This is a genomic window from Marinobacter shunpengi (assembly GCF_045449695.1).
GTDB lineage: Bacteria > Pseudomonadota > Gammaproteobacteria > Pseudomonadales > Oleiphilaceae > Marinobacter.
Window position 1 is genome coordinate 190,414 of sequence record NZ_JBJJKZ010000015.1, and the last position, 15,339, is coordinate 205,752.

Annotated in this window: 15 protein-coding genes; 10 read left to right on the forward strand and 5 right to left on the reverse strand. The window is 60.2% G+C overall.

Translation table 11 applies throughout. From position 1 onward, the window contains the following. Window positions 1–46: 46 nt before the first annotated feature. From ACJO2E_RS13150 to sthA, 10 genes are all read left to right on the forward strand, one after another. Complete coding sequence (locus ACJO2E_RS13150) at window positions 47–1,543, forward strand: glyceraldehyde-3-phosphate dehydrogenase (RefSeq protein ID WP_406964409.1); 1,497 nt, start codon at window positions 47–49, stop codon at window positions 1,541–1,543. 356 nt (window positions 1,544–1,899) lie between these two features. Next, complete coding sequence (locus tag ACJO2E_RS13155) at window positions 1,900–3,246, forward strand: Na(+)-translocating NADH-quinone reductase subunit A (RefSeq protein WP_406964410.1); 1,347 nt, start codon at window positions 1,900–1,902, stop codon at window positions 3,244–3,246. Window positions 3,247–3,249: 3 nt separating this feature from the next. After that, the gene (locus ACJO2E_RS13160) at window positions 3,250–4,458 is read left to right on the forward strand and encodes an NADH:ubiquinone reductase (Na(+)-transporting) subunit B (protein WP_406964412.1); all 1,209 of its coding nucleotides are present in this window, start codon (window positions 3,250–3,252) and stop codon (window positions 4,456–4,458) included. Continuing rightward, entirely contained in the window at window positions 4,451–5,254 is an 804-nt protein-coding gene (locus ACJO2E_RS13165; RefSeq protein ID WP_406964414.1) for a Na(+)-translocating NADH-quinone reductase subunit C, read from the forward strand. Before ACJO2E_RS13160 ends, ACJO2E_RS13165 begins: the two co-directional genes overlap by 8 nt. A 2-nt stretch (window positions 5,255–5,256) precedes the next feature. After that, window positions 5,257–5,922 carry an NADH:ubiquinone reductase (Na(+)-transporting) subunit D gene (locus ACJO2E_RS13170; protein WP_328184965.1) on the forward strand — a complete coding sequence of 222 codons (666 nt, stop codon included), beginning with the start codon at window positions 5,257–5,259 and terminating at the stop codon, window positions 5,920–5,922. Further along, complete coding sequence (nqrE, locus tag ACJO2E_RS13175; RefSeq protein WP_328184964.1) at window positions 5,922–6,530, forward strand: NADH:ubiquinone reductase (Na(+)-transporting) subunit E; 609 nt, start codon at window positions 5,922–5,924, stop codon at window positions 6,528–6,530. The genes ACJO2E_RS13170 and nqrE overlap by 1 nt, the downstream gene beginning before the upstream one ends. Before the next feature lie 37 nt (window positions 6,531–6,567). After that, on the forward strand, window positions 6,568–7,794 hold the full coding sequence (nqrF, locus tag ACJO2E_RS13180) for an NADH:ubiquinone reductase (Na(+)-transporting) subunit F (protein WP_406964416.1): 1,227 nt from the start codon (window positions 6,568–6,570) through the stop codon (window positions 7,792–7,794). A gap of 22 nt (window positions 7,795–7,816) precedes the next feature. Beyond that, window positions 7,817–8,854: an FAD:protein FMN transferase gene (locus ACJO2E_RS13185; protein WP_406964418.1), complete on the forward strand. Its 1,038-nt coding sequence runs from the start codon at window positions 7,817–7,819 to the stop codon at window positions 8,852–8,854. Window positions 8,855–8,866: 12 nt separating this feature from the next. Beyond that, on the forward strand, window positions 8,867–9,121 hold the full coding sequence (nqrM, locus tag ACJO2E_RS13190) for a (Na+)-NQR maturation NqrM (protein WP_406964419.1): 255 nt from the start codon (window positions 8,867–8,869) through the stop codon (window positions 9,119–9,121). A 106-nt stretch (window positions 9,122–9,227) separates the two neighbouring features. Further along, window positions 9,228–10,619, forward strand: a complete 1,392-nt coding sequence (sthA, locus tag ACJO2E_RS13195) for a Si-specific NAD(P)(+) transhydrogenase (protein WP_406964421.1) — start codon at window positions 9,228–9,230, stop codon at window positions 10,617–10,619. A 57-nt stretch (window positions 10,620–10,676) separates the two neighbouring features. Here the strand turns inward: sthA and ACJO2E_RS13200 are convergent, their stop codons facing one another. The 5 genes from ACJO2E_RS13200 to dusA all read right to left on the reverse strand — a co-directional run bounded on the left by ACJO2E_RS13200 (window position 10,677) and on the right by dusA (window position 15,182). Beyond that, window positions 10,677–11,468 carry a glycerophosphodiester phosphodiesterase gene (locus ACJO2E_RS13200; protein WP_406964422.1) on the reverse strand — a complete coding sequence of 264 codons (792 nt, stop codon included), beginning with the start codon at window positions 11,466–11,468 and terminating at the stop codon, window positions 10,677–10,679. Beyond that, the gene (locus ACJO2E_RS13205; RefSeq protein ID WP_406964423.1) at window positions 11,465–12,592 is read right to left on the reverse strand and encodes a 3-deoxy-7-phosphoheptulonate synthase; all 1,128 of its coding nucleotides are present in this window, start codon (window positions 12,590–12,592) and stop codon (window positions 11,465–11,467) included. Before ACJO2E_RS13205 ends, ACJO2E_RS13200 begins: the two co-directional genes overlap by 4 nt. A gap of 21 nt (window positions 12,593–12,613) precedes the next feature. After that, a complete protein-coding gene (locus ACJO2E_RS13210; protein ID WP_406964425.1) occupies window positions 12,614–13,069 on the reverse strand; it encodes a tellurite resistance TerB family protein in 456 nt (151 codons plus the stop codon). 18 nt (window positions 13,070–13,087) lie between these two features. After that, window positions 13,088–14,053: a transaldolase gene (gene tal, locus ACJO2E_RS13215; RefSeq protein WP_406964426.1), complete on the reverse strand. Its 966-nt coding sequence runs from the start codon at window positions 14,051–14,053 to the stop codon at window positions 13,088–13,090. A gap of 112 nt (window positions 14,054–14,165) precedes the next feature. Next, a complete protein-coding gene (gene dusA / locus ACJO2E_RS13220; protein WP_406964427.1) occupies window positions 14,166–15,182 on the reverse strand; it encodes a tRNA dihydrouridine(20/20a) synthase DusA in 1,017 nt (338 codons plus the stop codon). Window positions 15,183–15,339 lie beyond the last annotated feature (157 nt).

Sequence of the window (15,339 nt, forward strand, 5' to 3'; positions counted from 1 at the left end):
ATAATACGCACCCATTTTTTCGAGTGCCAACTGCAGAGGTTCAAGCGTGAGTCACGAACAGATCAACCAGCACCTGTCCAACTGGACCGAGCGGGAGTCTACCGCCGAGGCCATGATTCCCCTGATCGGCCGGCTTTACCGCAAGAATAACGTGGTGACATCCGTCTACGGTCGTTCAATCATTAACCAGTCGGTTATTGGTATCATCCGGGCGCATCGCTTTGTCCGGCAGGTGGAAGACAGCGAGCTGTCCGTGCACGACACCCTGCCGCTTCTGGAGGTCATGGACAGGCTGGAGCTGGGCCAGGCTCACGTGGATATCGGCAAGCTGGCCGTGAAGTTCAAGGCCGAGGGCAATGGCCGCTCCCTGGAAGATTTCGTGCGTGACGAGATCGGTCCGGTGGTTGGCCAGTACCGCGCCGAGTCCGAGAAGAATGCGGTTGAGGAAACCAAGGACGTGGTGCTCTATGGTTTTGGTCGTATCGGTCGCCTGCTGGCCCGCATCCTGATTGAGAAGGCCGGTGGCGGTAACAACCTGCGCCTGCGTGCCATCGTGGTTCGCCAGGGTGGCGCCGACAATGACCTGGAGAAGCGCGCCAGCCTGCTGCGCCGGGATTCCGTCCATGGTCCGTTCAACGGCACCATCACCGTGGACGAGGAAAACTCTGCACTGATCGCCAATGGTAACTTCATCAAGGTGATCTACTCTGACGGCCCCGACAAGGTGGATTACACGGAATACGGTATCAATAATGCCGTGATCATCGACAACACCGGTAAGTGGCGGGACGAGGAAGGCCTGGGGCTGCATCTCAAATCGAAGGGGGCCAGCCGGGTGATCCTGACCGCCCCGGGCAAGGGCGATATCAAGAACATCGTCTATGGCATCAACAACGACAGCATCACCGATGATGACCGGATCCTGTCCGCGGCCTCCTGTACCACCAATGCCATCACGCCAGTGCTGAAGGCCGTCCATGATGAGTTCACTATCCTGGATGGGCACGTTGAGACCGTTCACTCGTACACCAACGACCAGAACCTGATCGACAACTACCACAAAGGCAGTCGCCGTGGTCGCAGTGCACCGTTGAATATGGTTCTGACCGAGACCGGGGCTGCCAAGGCGGTGGCCAAGGCCCTGCCGGAGCTCAAGGGCAAGCTGAGTGGTAACGCCATCCGGGTACCCACTCCCAACGTCTCCATGGCCATCCTTCACCTGAACCTGGAGAAGGACGTCACCGTCGAGAGCGCCAACGAGTACCTGCGGGAGATGGCCCTGCACTCCGAACTGCAGAAGCAGATCGACTTCGTCAACTCACCGGAAGTGGTGTCCTCCGACTTTGTCGGCTCCCGCCATGCCGGAGTGGTGGATGCCCAGGCCACTATTGCCAGCGGCAAACGCCTGATCCTCTATGTCTGGTATGACAACGAGTTTGGCTACAGCGCCCAGGTGATTCGCTGCGTCAACCAGATGGCGGGCGTGACCTACCCGATCTTCCCGAAGCGTTCCCGGGAATGGGCCCAGGCCCTCGCTGACTGATTCCGGTCAGTAAGCTCCAGAACCCCGGCGGCCCCTGGCCTCCGGGGTTTTTTATTACCTATCAGATACTTTTCGCCGGTTTCCATGTCCGTTCGTTACGACCAAGGTCAGGTTCCCCTGCTAAGGTTACCGGTGGAAATAGGTTCTCTTAATCTCTATAATTGGCGCGATTTTGGGTACGTCTGGCACCCGCTTCTCATCGCTTTCCTGAAAACTGACCGCTACCGCGTGCAATGGGGCACGGTCATCAGCCTTTATCCGGGCTGCACAAGCTTCGCTTGAAATGTCGGGGAACTGGGCCGCTGGGGTCGGGCGTGATCAATCCTTTAACAGTTCCTGATGAACGGACGAGGCTAATGATCAATATCAAAAAAGGCCTGGATCTTCCCATCAGCGGCGCTCCTGAACAGACCATCTCAGAAGGAAAGCCGGTACGCCATGTCGCGCTGATCGGCTTTGATTACAACGGCATGAAGCCGACGATGGAAGTGAAAGAGGGGGACCGCGTCAAGCGCGGGTCGCTGCTGTTTACGGACAAGAAGACCCAGGGCGTTCGCTATACCTCACCGGCCGCCGGTGTTGTCAAAGAAATCAACCGTGGTGAGCGGCGGGTATTCCAGTCACTGGTGATCGAAATCGACGGTGACGAGGCGGAAACCTTCGCCCGTTACAGCGACGCCGACCTGGCCTCCCTCGAGCGCCAGCAGGTGGTGGACAACCTGGTGGAATCCGGTCTGTGGACCGCCTTCCGTACCCGGCCCTTCAGTAAGGTGCCGGCCATCGACTCTTCCCCCAACTCCATTTTTGTCTCGGTGATGGACACCAATCCGCTGGCGGCGGATCCTGTGGTGATCATCAGGGAGCAGGGCGAGGCCTTCAGCAAGGGCCTGCAGATCCTGAGCAAACTGACCAACGGCAAGGTGTTCGTGACCGGCCGGCCCGGTTCCGACGTGCCGGTGCCCCAGTCCGATGCCATCCAGGTGGAGCAGTTCGACGGCGTCCATCCGGCAGGCAACGTGGGCACCCATATTCATTACCTGGATCCCGTTTCCCTGGGCAAGACGGTCTGGAGCATCGGCTACCAGGACGTGATCGACATTGCCCGGCTGTTCGAAACCGGTGAGCTTCCCGTGGAGCGTGTGGTGGCCATTGGTGGCCCGAAAGCTTCCAGTCCCCGTCTGGTCCGCACCCGCATTGGTGCCAGTCTGGACGAGCTGTTGAAGGACGAAGTGGCCTCCGACTGTGAGGTGCGTGCCATCTCCGGATCCGTGTTCGGCGGTCGCCGTGGCACCGGTCCCTGCGCCTACCTGGGGCGTTACGCGAACCAGATATCCGTGCTGGAGGAAGGCAACAAGCGCCAGTTCATGGGCTGGCTGTCCCCCGGTGCCAACAAGTTCTCGGTCATGAATATCTACCTGTCAAAGCTGGTCGGTGGCAAGAAGTTTGACTTTACCACCACCACCAACGGCAGCGAGCGGGCGATGGTCCCGGTGGGTGTCTACGAGAAGGTCATGCCCCTGGATATCCTGCCGACGCAGCTGCTGCGCACGCTGATCGTGGGCGACACCGAAATGGCACAGAAGCTGGGTGCGCTGGAGCTGGACGAAGAGGATCTGGCGCTGTGCACCTTCGTGTGTCCGGGTAAATACGAGTACGGTCCGATTCTCCGTGAGAACCTGACCCGAATCGAGATCGAGGGCTAACCGATGGCAATCCGACAGTTTCTCGATAACATCGAGCATCATTTCGAAAAGGGCGGCAAGTACGAGCGCTGGTATGCCCTGTACGAGGCGGTAGACACCATTTTCTATTCGCCGGCCAGCGTGACTTCCACCACCTCCCATGTGCGTGACGGCATCGACCTCAAGCGCATCATGATCACGGTATGGCTGTGTACGTTCCCGGCCATGTTCTTCGGCATGTGGAACATTGGCTTCCAGGCCAACAACTTCCTGGCGGCCAATCCGGATGCCATGGTGGCCGACGGTGGTCTGCGGGCGGCCTTCATCCAGGCGCTGGCAGTGACTGGCTCCGGTGCCGGTATCTGGGACAACTTTGTCTATGGCATGGCGTACTTCATTCCCATCTACTTCGTCACCTTCGCGGTTGGCGGTTTCTGGGAAGTGCTGTTCGCCACCGTCCGTCGTCACGAGGTGAACGAGGGTTTCTTCGTGACCTCCGTGCTGTTCGCGCTGATCTGTCCGCCCACCATCCCGCTCTGGCAGGTGGCCCTGGGCATCACCTTCGGTGTGGTGATCGGCAAGGAAGTGTTCGGCGGTACCGGCAAGAACTTCCTGAACCCGGCCCTGACCGGTCGTGCGTTCCTGTACTTTGCCTACCCGGCGCAGATTTCCGGTGACACCGTATGGACCGCTATTGATGGCTTCAGTGGTGCCACGGCCCTGAGCTGGGCGGCGTCCGGTGGCCTGGAGGCGCTGGAGCAGAACATCGGCTGGATGAACGCCTTCATGGGAACCATCCAGGGTTCCATGGGGGAAACCTCCACCCTGGCGATCCTGATCGGCGGCCTGATCCTGCTGGGTATGAAGATCGCCTCCTGGCGCATTGTCGGAGGGGTGATGATCGGTATGATCGCCACGGCATTGCTGTTCAATGTGATCGGTTCCGACACCAACCCGTTCTTTGGCGTTGGCCCGGAATGGCACCTGGTAATGGGCGGTTTTGCCTTCGGCATGATGTTCATGGCCACGGATCCGGTATCCGCCGCCATGACCGACACCGGTCGCTGGTGCTTTGGCATCCTGGTGGGGGTGATGACCGTACTCATCCGTGTGGTTAACCCGGCGTTCCCGGAAGGCATTATGCTGGCCATCCTGTTCGCCAACCTGTTTGCACCGCTGATGGATCACTACGTGGTTCAGGCCAACATCAAACGGAGGCTTGCCCGTGGCTAAACCCAAAGATACTGTCGCCAGAACCCTTCTGGTGGCGCTGGTACTGAGCATCGCGTTCTCGGTTGTCGTGTCCACCGCTGCCGTAATGCTGCGCCCGGCGCAGATCCAGAACCAGAACCTGGACATCAAGACCAACATCCTGGCCGCAGCTGGTATGCTGGAGCCGGGTACCAGCGTGGACGAGATCGAACAGCAGTTTGCCCGTTTTGAGGTACGACTGGTCGACCTGGATACCGGTGAGTATGTGGAGCCGTCCGCCGTGGGTGTCGAAGACCCCATGAAGTACGATATGTACAAGGCCGCTTCAGACCCCGAGATGTCCACCAACATCCCGTCCAGTGAAGACAAGGCCGGCATCAAGCGCCGTCCCAATGTCGCCAAGATCTATACCCTCAGTGAAAATGGCGAACTCACCCGTGTGGTGCTGCCCATCCACGGCTACGGTCTGTGGTCCACGCTCTATGGTTTTGTGTCACTGGAAGGTGACCTGAACACCATCGAAGGCCTGGGTTTCTATGCTCACGCGGAAACCCCCGGCCTGGGTGGCGAAGTGGATAACCCCCGCTGGAAACAGCAGTGGGTCGGCAAGGAACTGTACGGTAACGATATGTCCGAGCCGCAGATCCAGCTCGTCAAGGGTGGGGTCAGTTCCGATGCCCGAGACCGGGAGCACAAGGTCGATGCACTGTCCGGGGCAACCCTGACCAGCCGTGGTGTCCAGCAACTGGTGAACTACTGGATGGGCGACCGCGGATTCGCGCCGTTCCTGCAAAAACTTCGTGAAGGGGAGGTCTGATCATGGCAGACGCTTCAGCCAAACAGGTTCTCTTCGAACCGATCTTCAGTAACAACCCCATCGCGCTGCAGATCCTCGGTATCTGCTCCGCGCTGGCGGTGACGACCAGCCTGAGCGTGACCATTGTCATGTGCCTGGCGGTTATTGCGGTTACCGGCTTTTCCAACCTGGCGGTATCGCTGGTTCGCACGCAGATTCCGGGCAGTATCCGGATCATCGTGCAGATGACCATCATCGCCTCCCTGGTTATCGTGGTGGACCAGATCCTCAAGGCCTACGCCTATGAGATTTCCAAGCAGCTGTCGGTGTTTGTTGGTCTGATTATCACCAACTGCATCGTGATGGGCCGTGCGGAAGGCTTCGCCATGAACAACCCGCCGCTGCTGAGTTTCCTGGACGGTATTGGTAACGGTCTCGGCTACTCGGTGATGCTGCTTTTCGTGGCCTTCTTCCGGGAGTTGATCGGCGCCGGCTCACTGTTCGGCTTCACCCTGCTGCCGACGGTCAACGAAGGCGGCTGGTATGTGCCCAACGGCCTGTTGCTGCTGCCGCCGAGTGCCTTCTTCATCATTGGTCTGGCAATCTGGGGCCTGCGCGCCTGGAAACCGGAGCAGGTTGAGGAGCCGGAATACAAGATGTCCCGCCACACCGCCAAGGAGGCCTTCTGATGGAGCACTATATCAGTCTGATCCTGAAGGCCATCTTTGTTGAGAACATGGCGCTGGCCTTCTTCCTGGGGATGTGTACCTTCCTGGCCATTTCCAAGAAGATCGAGGCCGCCGTTGGCCTGGGTATCGCCGTGGTTGTGGTGCTGACTGTCACCGTGCCGGTGAACAACCTGCTGTACAACACCATCCTGCGGGAGGGGGCCCTGGAGTGGGCCGGTCTGCCCAACGTGGACCTGAGCTTCCTGGGCCTGCTGACGTACATCGGGGTAATCGCCGCCATCGTACAGATTATGGAAATGGTGCTGGACAAGTACATTCCGGCCCTCTACGCCGCGCTGGGTGTGTTCCTGCCGCTGATTACGGTGAACTGCGCCATCCTGGGTGCGTCACTGTTCATGGTGGAGCGGGACTATACCTTTGGTGAGAGCCTGGTGTACGGCTTCGGTGCCGGTGTGGGCTGGGCCCTGGCCATTGTCGCCCTGGCCGGCATCCGTGAGAAGCTGAAGTACAGCGACGTTCCCGAGGGCCTGCGTGGCCTGGGCATCACCTTCATTACCGTGGGTCTGATGTCCCTGGGCTTCATGTCCTTCTCCGGCATTTCCCTGTAAACAACCCGGTGATTCGGTTTAACGAAAAGGCGAGACCATGAATACAGAAATCATTCTCGGCGTGGTCATGTTCACCGTTATCGTTCTGGCGCTGGTGGCGATCATCCTCGCCGCCCGCTCCAAGCTGGTAAGCACCGGTGATGTGACCATTGAGATCAACGATGACCCCGAGCACACCCTGAAGACCAGTGCCGGTGGCAAGCTGCTGGGCACCCTGGCCAACAGCGGTATCTTCCTGTCCTCCGCCTGTGGCGGCGGCGGTACCTGCGCCCAGTGCAAGTGCAAGGTATTTGACGGCGGCGGCGCCATGCTGCCCACCGAGAAGACCCACTTCACGCCCCGGGAAGAGAAGGAAGGCTGGCGCCTGTCCTGCCAGGTGCCGGTGAAGCAGGACATGAAGATCGAGGTGCCGGAAGAGTTCTTCGGCGTGAAGAAGTGGGAGTGCGAGGTGGTGTCCAATCACAACGTGGCCACCTTCATCAAGGAACTGGTACTGAAACTGCCGGAAGGCGAGGAAGTGGACTTCCGCGCCGGTGGTTACGTCCAGCTGGAGTGCCCTCCCTACGAAATCCCGTTCAAGGACTTCGTGATCGAGGAGGAATTCCACGAGGACTGGGACAAGCACGATATCTGGCGCTACAAGGCCATCAACAAGGAAGAGACCATCCGCGCCTATTCCATGGCCAACTATCCGGAAGAGAAGGGCGTTCTCAAGTTCAACATCCGGATTGCCACGCCGCCTCCCGGCACTGATCATCCGCCGGGCATCATGTCGTCCTACGTGTTCAACCTGAAGCCGGGTGACAAGGTGACGGTGATGGGGCCGTTCGGGGAGTTCTTCGCCAAGAAGACCGACGCCGAAATGGTGTTCATTGGTGGTGGTGCCGGCATGGCGCCCATGCGCTCCCATATCTTCGACCAGCTCAAGCGTCTCAAGAGCGATCGCAAGATCAGCTTCTGGTACGGCGCCCGGAGTGTCCGCGAGATGTTCTACGTGGAAGACTTCGACATGCTGCAGCGGGAGAACGATAACTTCGAGTGGCACGTAGCCCTGTCGGACGCGCTGCCCGAGGACAACTGGGAAGGCCCCACCGGGTTTATCCACAACGTCCTGTACGAAAACTACCTGAAGGACCACCCGGCTCCGGAAGATTGTGAGTACTACATGTGCGGCCCCCCCATCATGAACGCGTCCTGCATCAAGATGCTCAAGGATCTTGGTGTGGAAGACGAGAACATCATGCTGGACGACTTCGGGGGTTAAAGGCGCTCTGATGACATCCGGCATGTCCCGACCCGTCAGGGTGACCCTGGCCAGCATCCTCTGGGTGCTGGCCGTGGCCGCTCTGGCGGGTTGTTCGTTTGAGCCCGAGGAAAAGGTCTGGGAAATCTCCGGCCCTATCTTTGGCACCCAATACCATATTAACGTCGTATTGACCGACGACAGGGAAACCCTTGAAGATCTGTCGCAAGGTATAGAGGCAACCCTGGAATCGGTGGATGCGGCCATGTCCACCTGGCGGGATGATTCGGAACTGAGCCGCATCAACCAGCTGGAAGACCAGAGTGGCTGGACACCGGTATCCGGCGAACTGTTCGAGGTGCTGGAAGCGGCCCACAAGGTGGCGGATGAGTCCGGTGGTGCCTTCGATATCACCATCGGGCCGGTGGTGAATCTGTGGGGGTTCGGCCCCGAGGGACGTCCCGAGGAGGTGCCGGACGACGCCGAGTTACAGCAGCGCCTGTCACGGACCGGTTTCCGCTTTCTGGAACTGGACCCGGTGAAACAGGCCATCCGTGCGGAACAGCCGCAGTACCTGGACCTGTCCGGTATCGCCAAGGGCTATGGCGTTGACGCCGTTGCCCGTTACCTGGAAGGGCAGGGTATTGACCGGTATCTGGTGGAAATCGGCGGTGAGGTCAGGGTCAGCGGTCGCAAGCCGGACGGTTCCGCTTGGCGGCTGGCGGTGGAGCAACCGGTGGAGGATGCCCGGCAGATCAACCGGGTGATCGCCATGGACCGGAATGGCATGGCCACCTCCGGTGACTATCGTAACTATTACGAATCGGATGGCCAGCGCTATTCCCATACCATAGACCCGGCTACCGGGCGCCCGGTCGGGCATCGGCTGGCCTCGGTCACGGTAATTGCGGAATCGTCGATGATGGCCGATGCCTGGGCTACGGCCTTTACCGTGATAGGCTATGACGAGGGTTACCGTCTGGCCCTGCAGAAAAACCTGGCGGTGTATTTTATCGTGCGCGAGGGGGAGGGCTTCGAGACCTACCATACCCCCGCCTTCGCCACCTATCTGATTGAGTGACAGGAGGTAGTCATGGGCACCTTTCTACTGGCACTGCTGATTGTTGGTCTGCTGGTGGCGGCCATGTCCGTCGGCGTGATCTTCGGACGCAAGCCTATTTCCGGCACCTGCGGCGGCCTTGGTGCGGCAGGCATAACCGGGCCCTGTGAAATCTGTGGAGGTGACACCAGCAAGTGCGAGGAAAACACCGGGTCCGCCGATGCGGATGCCAGTGACCTTGCCTATGATGCCACGCAGGCCGCCCGGGGTGGCCGCAGCCCGTCCTGAACGCGAGTCGTCGAAAACAGACAGCAACTTCATGCCCCGATCGCGAAGCGCGAGCCTTGCTGCCGGGGCTTCCCTCTTGACCACGCGATAAGGAGCGACAGTCCTGATGGCAGAACATCATTATGACGTTGTGGTGATCGGTGCCGGCCCTTCGGGCGAAGGCGCCGCCATGAATGCCACCAAACACGGCAAGCGCGTCGCAATCATCGAAGACAAGCCCAACGTCGGCGGCAACTGCACCCACTGGGGAACCATACCGTCAAAAGCCCTCAGGCACTCTGTCAAACAGATTATCACCTTTAACACCAACCAGATGTTCCGGGATATCGGCGAGCCTCGCTGGTTCTCGTTCCCCCGGGTGTTGCAGAATGCCCAGACGGTGATCGACAAGCAGGTCAAACTGCGCACCCAGTTCTATGCCCGTAACCGCGTGGACCTGATCAATGGCCGTGCCTTTTTCCTGGACGGGAACCGGCTGGAAGTGCGTGGGAACAAGACGGCGGAAGTGCTCAACTTCAAGCAGGCGGTGATTGCCACCGGCTCACGGCCTTACATGCCGCCCGACGTGAATTTCCGCCACCGTCGCATCTACAACAGCGATACCATCCTCAACCTGTCCCACACACCCCGGACACTGATTATCTATGGCGCCGGTGTTATCGGGTCGGAATACGCCTCCATCTTTGCCGGACTGGGGGTGAAGGTGGACCTGATCAATCCGGGCAATCGCCTGCTGTCGTTCCTGGATGACGAGATTTCCGACGCACTCAGCTACCACCTGCGTAACAACGGCGTGCTGGTGCGCCACAATGAGGAGTACGAGTCCGTGGACGGGGATGACCATGGCGTGGTGCTGTCCCTCAAGTCCGGGAAGAAGATCCGTGCCGATGCCTTCCTGTGGTGTAATGGCCGGGCGGGCAACACCGACAGCCTCGGACTGGAAAACCTGGAACTGGAGCCCAACGGTCGTGGCCAGCTACAGGTGGATGAACACTACCGGACGGCGGTTCCCAATATCTATGCCGCCGGGGATGTGATCGGCTGGCCGAGTCTGGCCAGTGCCGCCTATGACCAGGGACGCTCGGTATCCTCGGATATCGTGCAGGATGAGTATTTCCGCTTCGTCTCCGATGTGCCCACAGGTATCTACACCATCCCGGAAATCAGTTCGGTGGGGCCCACCGAGCGGGAACTGACGGAAAGGAAGGTACCCTACGACGTGGGACAGGCGTTCTTCAAGGATCTGGCCCGGGCCCAGATCACCGGAGAGAAGGTGGGCATGCTGAAGATCCTGTTCCACCGGGAAACCCGGGAAATCCTGGGTATCCACTGCTTTGGTGACCAGGCGGCGGAAATCGTGCACATCGGCCAGGCCATCATGAATCAGGAAGGGGAAGCCAACTCCCTGAACTATTTCATCAATACCACCTTCAATTACCCCACCATGGCGGAAGCCTACCGGGTGGCGGCCCTCAACGGTCTGAATCGTATTTTCTAGCGTTCCGGAGAGGCGTACGATCACCCTTTTCAGGGGTGATCGTTGCCAGGGCCAGCCCTAAATAGTTGCACCCTGGCCCCGGGACGGGTTGTGTTCCGGCTCGGAGGATGATGACGGTAACCGCACCCTGCGGTTATCGAAGTAGATCCGGGTACTGGTGGGGAAGTCGGTGATGATGCTGTTTACCCCCATGTCTTCCATCAGCAGCATGTCGTGGATGCGGTTAACGGTCCATACCGACACTTGCATATCGAGGCGCTGGGCCTGCCTGACCATGTCCCGGGAACAGATCCGCCAACTGGGCACCAGGTAGCTGCAGCCCAGGCGCTTGGCGGTGGCTACGGGCCTGGGGAAACGACGACCGGCGACGTAGCCGGTGTGGATCTTCCGGTTGCGACGCTTGATCTCCTGCAGGAACCAGGCATCGGAGGAGGTGACCACTACCCCGTCGAACAGTTGGCGTTTCTGGATCAGCTCGGTGAGCCGGTTGCACAGGACGTTGAGACGGCTGCGGGCATCGGGTTTGACCTCAAGCTGGTAGTGGTGGACATCCGGGCAGGCATCCAGTACCTGTTCCAGCGAAGGAATACCCGCCGGCTCGGGCCAGGGGGTGGTCTGGTGGCGGGCGTCCATCCTGGCCAGTTCAGAGGCGGTGTGGCTGGCGACCTTGCCTGCCTGACCGGTGGTCCGGTCAAGGGTGATGTCATGGATAACCACCGGCACCCCGTCCGCGGATAGCTGGACGTCCAGTTCAAAGTGCCGAATGCCGTGGCGATAGGCGGTCTCGAAACCCGGCAGGGTATTTTCCGGCGCTTCCCCCCGCGCTCCGCGATGACCATAGATGATCATGGTGTTGCTGATTCTCCCGTCCTGCGATAGAGCTGCTGGCGTTTCTTCCAGAGCTGGTGGCATTGGCTGACATCTTCAAGGTAGGCCGGCAGCTCCTCCATCAACAGTGCCTGGGGGCCATCCACCAGGGCTTTTCCCGGCCTCGGGTGAAAGTCCACCAGCACCATGTTGGCGCCGGCCACCACGCCCTGGGCGGTGGCGTGCATGACATCGGGGATGCCGTCTGGTGCCGCGTCACGGCTGCCCACGGAGTGGGAAGGGTCGATACACACCGGCATGCGGGTCAGGCGCTTCACCGTGGGTACATGGGCGAAATCCACCATGTTCCGGTGGGGATTCCCGGCTTCGGTTTTCATGCCCCGCAGGCAGAAGACCACATTGGCGTTGCCCTCGCTGGCCAGATACTCGGCGGCGTTGAGGGACTCGTTCAGGGTGATGCCGAAGCCCCGCTTGAGCAGCACCGGGTAGGTCTTCTGGCGGCCGATGGCCTTGAGTAGCTCGAAGTTCTGGGTATTGCGGGTGCCCACCTGGAGCATGACGCCGGTTGGCCGCCCGAGCTTTTCCAGGCACTCGTCGATTTCCTCGATGTGGCTCTCATGGGTGATTTCCATGGCGACCACCCGGATATCGTGCTTGCCCGCGGTCTCGAACACCCAGGGCAGGCAGCTCTTGCCGTGGCCCTGGAAAGAATAGGGATTGGTGCGGGGCTTGTAGGCGCCCATGCGGGTACAGTGCTGACCCTGTTCACTCAGGGTCCGCATCATGATCTCCACATGTTCCTGGGTATCCACGGCGCACAGGCCGGCAAACACGTTCAGGTTGTCCTGGCTGAAGTCCACGCCGTTATAGCTGAAACCGGACTGGCGTCGGTCATCCCGGTGCCGGCCAAGGATGCGGTAGTCGTCGGAGATGCGGATCACCCGTTCCACGGCGGGCAGGGCTTCGATCTCGTCCTTGTCCAGGCTCTTGGTATCCCCCAGCAGGTAGATCTCGGTCAATCGCTGGGTGGCCCCCTCCACTTCGTGAACCTTCACGGCCACACCGGGCAGGTTCTGCAGGAAATGCAGGGTCTGGCGATAGCTGTCGCTGTCCAGGGGCGTATCCGGATGGAGAATGGCGAGCATGACGTCCCTCCTGGGATCGTGTCAGTGGGATTGTTCGGCCCGGTGCCGTGCCTGCATGTATTCCCGATGGTTGAGGTGCAGCAGGTCCGCCATGCGACGGATCAGGTGTTCCTCATACTTGTCGATGCGGTCATCGGCCAGTGCCACCCGCCAGATGCTCTCCAGCACGGCCTGCTTGGATTCCTGGCTGAGCTGCTCGTTGAGCACGCCGGTGAACTCGTACAGGGAGGTGGAGTCATCGGCATGGTTGAGGGCATCGTCCAGTATCGACCGGGCTTCCTCCCGGGTGATCTGGTGTACGCGAATGGCACAGTCCACTATGGCGGCCAGCTCCCGCTGGTCCTCATCGTTATCGACCCGGGACAGCTGGACCATCAACGCGGTGGCGGCAACGGCCAGTTGATGGCTGTCCGGGTTGGGGGAGCCGCCAGTCTTTCCGGTATCCGGAAACAGCATCTGGCGAAGGCGGTCTATCATCGTTGTAATTCCTTCTGGTCAGGCCACGCTGGCCAATCGGCTGACCCGTTGCTCCAGTTCAATCTGGTCGGCGGCAAACCGGCGGATGCCCTCGGCCAGCTTCTCGGTGGCCATGGCGTCCTCATTGGATTCCCAGCGGAACAGACGTTCGTCCATGATGACCGGTCGGTCCGGGCTGGTGGCGTTATCCGGGGACAGCTTCCGTGGCAGTTCGCCGGAATCTTCCTTCAGCGCCTGCAGCAGGGCTGGGCTGATGGTCAGCCGGTCGCAGCCGGCCAGTTGCTCGATTTCCCCAATGTTACGGAAACTGGCGCCCATCACCACCGTGTCATAACTATGGGCCTTATAGTAATGGTAGATCCGGGATACCGACTGCACGCCGGGGTCTTCTTCCGGTGCAAAGGCGTCCCGGTCGCTGTGGGCCAGGTGCCAGTCGAGGATACGGCCGACGAACGGAGAGATCAGGAAGGCACCGGCATCGGCGCAGGCGGCTGCCTGTACGAAGGAGAACAACAGGGTCAGGTTACAGTGGATGCCTTCCTTCTCCAGTTGCTCGGCGGCGCGGATGCCTTCCCAGGTGGAGGCGATCTTGATCAGCACACGGCTGGTATCCACTTCCGCCTGTTCGTACAGTCTGATGAGCCGCCGGGCCTTGTCCACGGTGGCGACGGTATCAAAGGACAGTCGGGCATCCACTTCCGTGGACACCACGCCGGGAATCAGGTCGAGGATCTTCCGGCCGGCCTGTACCGCCAGGTGATCCGTTGCCCAGGCCAGTTGTTCCTGGTCACTGCCGCCCTGGCGGCTGGCGTAATCCACGGCCTCGTCCAGCATCGGACGGTAGGCATCCGAGGTGGCAGCCTTGAGCAGCAGGGAAGGGTTGGTGGTGGCATCTTCCGGGCGCCATTCGGCAATGGCTTCCAGGTCACCGGTGTCGGCCACCACGGTGGTCATGGATTTCAGTTGTTCAAGCTTGCTGGTCATGGGTCCTGTTCCTTGTGTCGTTATATAGGCGTCCTGGCGCAGGTGAGGTTACATACTGATACGATAACCGGCTGCCAGGACGGGAACAAGACAGGAACGGCTTAACGGCCTGTTAGGTGACGGTCTCGGGGGCAGATTCACGGTCGGGTTCGCGTACCTTGGCCAGGGCATCCAGTACCACCTCGATACCACTGCCGGGCCGGTGGGCGTTCTCGCTGATATGACGCCGGAACTGCCGTCCGCCGGGCTGGCCATGGAACAGGCCCATGATATGCCGGGTGATGTGGGTCAGGTATACGCCCCGATCCAGTTCCTCCTGGATGAACGGTAACATGGTCCGCAGGGCATCATGGCGGGAAGCGACCGGGTCTGTGTCACCAAAGAACTCGCTGTCCACGCCGGCCAGCAGCCACGGGTTATGGTAGGCCTCGCGGCCCAGCATTACGCCGTCGGTGTGGTTAAGGTGCTCATGGCATTCCCCGAATGTTTTGATGCCGCCGTTGATGATGATTTCCAGCTCCGGGTAGCGGGCCTTGAGGTCATACACCCAGGGGTACTTGAGCGGCGGCACATCACGGTTCTCCTTCGGGCTCAGGCCTTCCAGGATGGCAATGCGGGCATGGACGATAAAGGTCCGGCAGCCGGCCTCCGCCACCGTCTCGATAAAGTGGCACAGGTCGTCCCAGGATTCACGGCCATCAATGCCGATACGGTGCTTGACGGTCACCGGCAGGGATGTGGCGGCGATCATTGCCCGCACACCTTCAGCCACTTTCCCGGGGTGGCCCATCAGGCAGGCGCCGATCATATTGTTCTGCACCCGGTCACTGGGGCAGCCCACATTCAGGTTCACTTCGTCAAAGCCAAACTGCTCCGCCAGGCGGGCACAATGGGCCAGTTCGTCCGGGTTGCTGCCACCCAGTTGCAGTGCCAGGGGATACTCCTCGGCATTGTGACGCAGGAACCGTTCGGTATCCCCATGGATCAGCGCCCCGGTGGTGACCATTTCCGTATACAGCAGTGCCCGACGGCTGAGTAGCCGCGCCAGGTAGCGAAAATGGGGGGTGGTCCAGTCCATCATAGGGGCCACACTGAAGCGGCGGGATAGGGGAATGCTGTTGTGTACCATGAACCCGAAACGAATAGCCGTTGAATGGGCGGGTATTGTACCCCATAGACCCGTTCCGTCTGTAGCAGAGTTCCGAGGGCAACATTGGCCGGTATCTGCCTGGAAGGTGCTTCACCCTTTGCTCATACCCCCATTTTCTGAAAAAATAGCCACCTCA

Bases quoted from the DNA above. Each gene is read 5' to 3' on its own strand.
- ACJO2E_RS13205 (WP_406964423.1), bottom strand. From the start codon at position 12,592: ATGCTCGCCATTCTCCATCCGGATACGCCCCTGGACAGCGACAGCTAT.
- nqrE (WP_328184964.1), top strand. From the start codon at position 5,922: ATGGAGCACTATATCAGTCTGATCCTGAAGGCCATCTTTGTTGAGAAC.
- tal (WP_406964426.1), bottom strand. From the start codon at position 14,053: ATGACCAGCAAGCTTGAACAACTGAAATCCATGACCACCGTGGTGGCC.
- ACJO2E_RS13210 (WP_406964425.1), bottom strand. From the start codon at position 13,069: ATGATAGACCGCCTTCGCCAGATGCTGTTTCCGGATACCGGAAAGACT.
- dusA (WP_406964427.1), bottom strand. From the start codon at position 15,182: ATGGTACACAACAGCATTCCCCTATCCCGCCGCTTCAGTGTGGCCCCT.
- ACJO2E_RS13185 (WP_406964418.1), top strand. From the start codon at position 7,817: ATGTCCCGACCCGTCAGGGTGACCCTGGCCAGCATCCTCTGGGTGCTG.
- sthA (WP_406964421.1), top strand. From the start codon at position 9,228: ATGGCAGAACATCATTATGACGTTGTGGTGATCGGTGCCGGCCCTTCG.
- ACJO2E_RS13155 (WP_406964410.1), top strand. From the start codon at position 1,900: ATGATCAATATCAAAAAAGGCCTGGATCTTCCCATCAGCGGCGCTCCT.
- ACJO2E_RS13170 (WP_328184965.1), top strand. From the start codon at position 5,257: ATGGCAGACGCTTCAGCCAAACAGGTTCTCTTCGAACCGATCTTCAGT.
- nqrM (WP_406964419.1), top strand. From the start codon at position 8,867: ATGGGCACCTTTCTACTGGCACTGCTGATTGTTGGTCTGCTGGTGGCG.
- ACJO2E_RS13200 (WP_406964422.1), bottom strand. From the start codon at position 11,468: ATGATCATCTATGGTCATCGCGGAGCGCGGGGGGAAGCGCCGGAAAAT.
- nqrF (WP_406964416.1), top strand. From the start codon at position 6,568: ATGAATACAGAAATCATTCTCGGCGTGGTCATGTTCACCGTTATCGTT.
- ACJO2E_RS13160 (WP_406964412.1), top strand. From the start codon at position 3,250: ATGGCAATCCGACAGTTTCTCGATAACATCGAGCATCATTTCGAAAAG.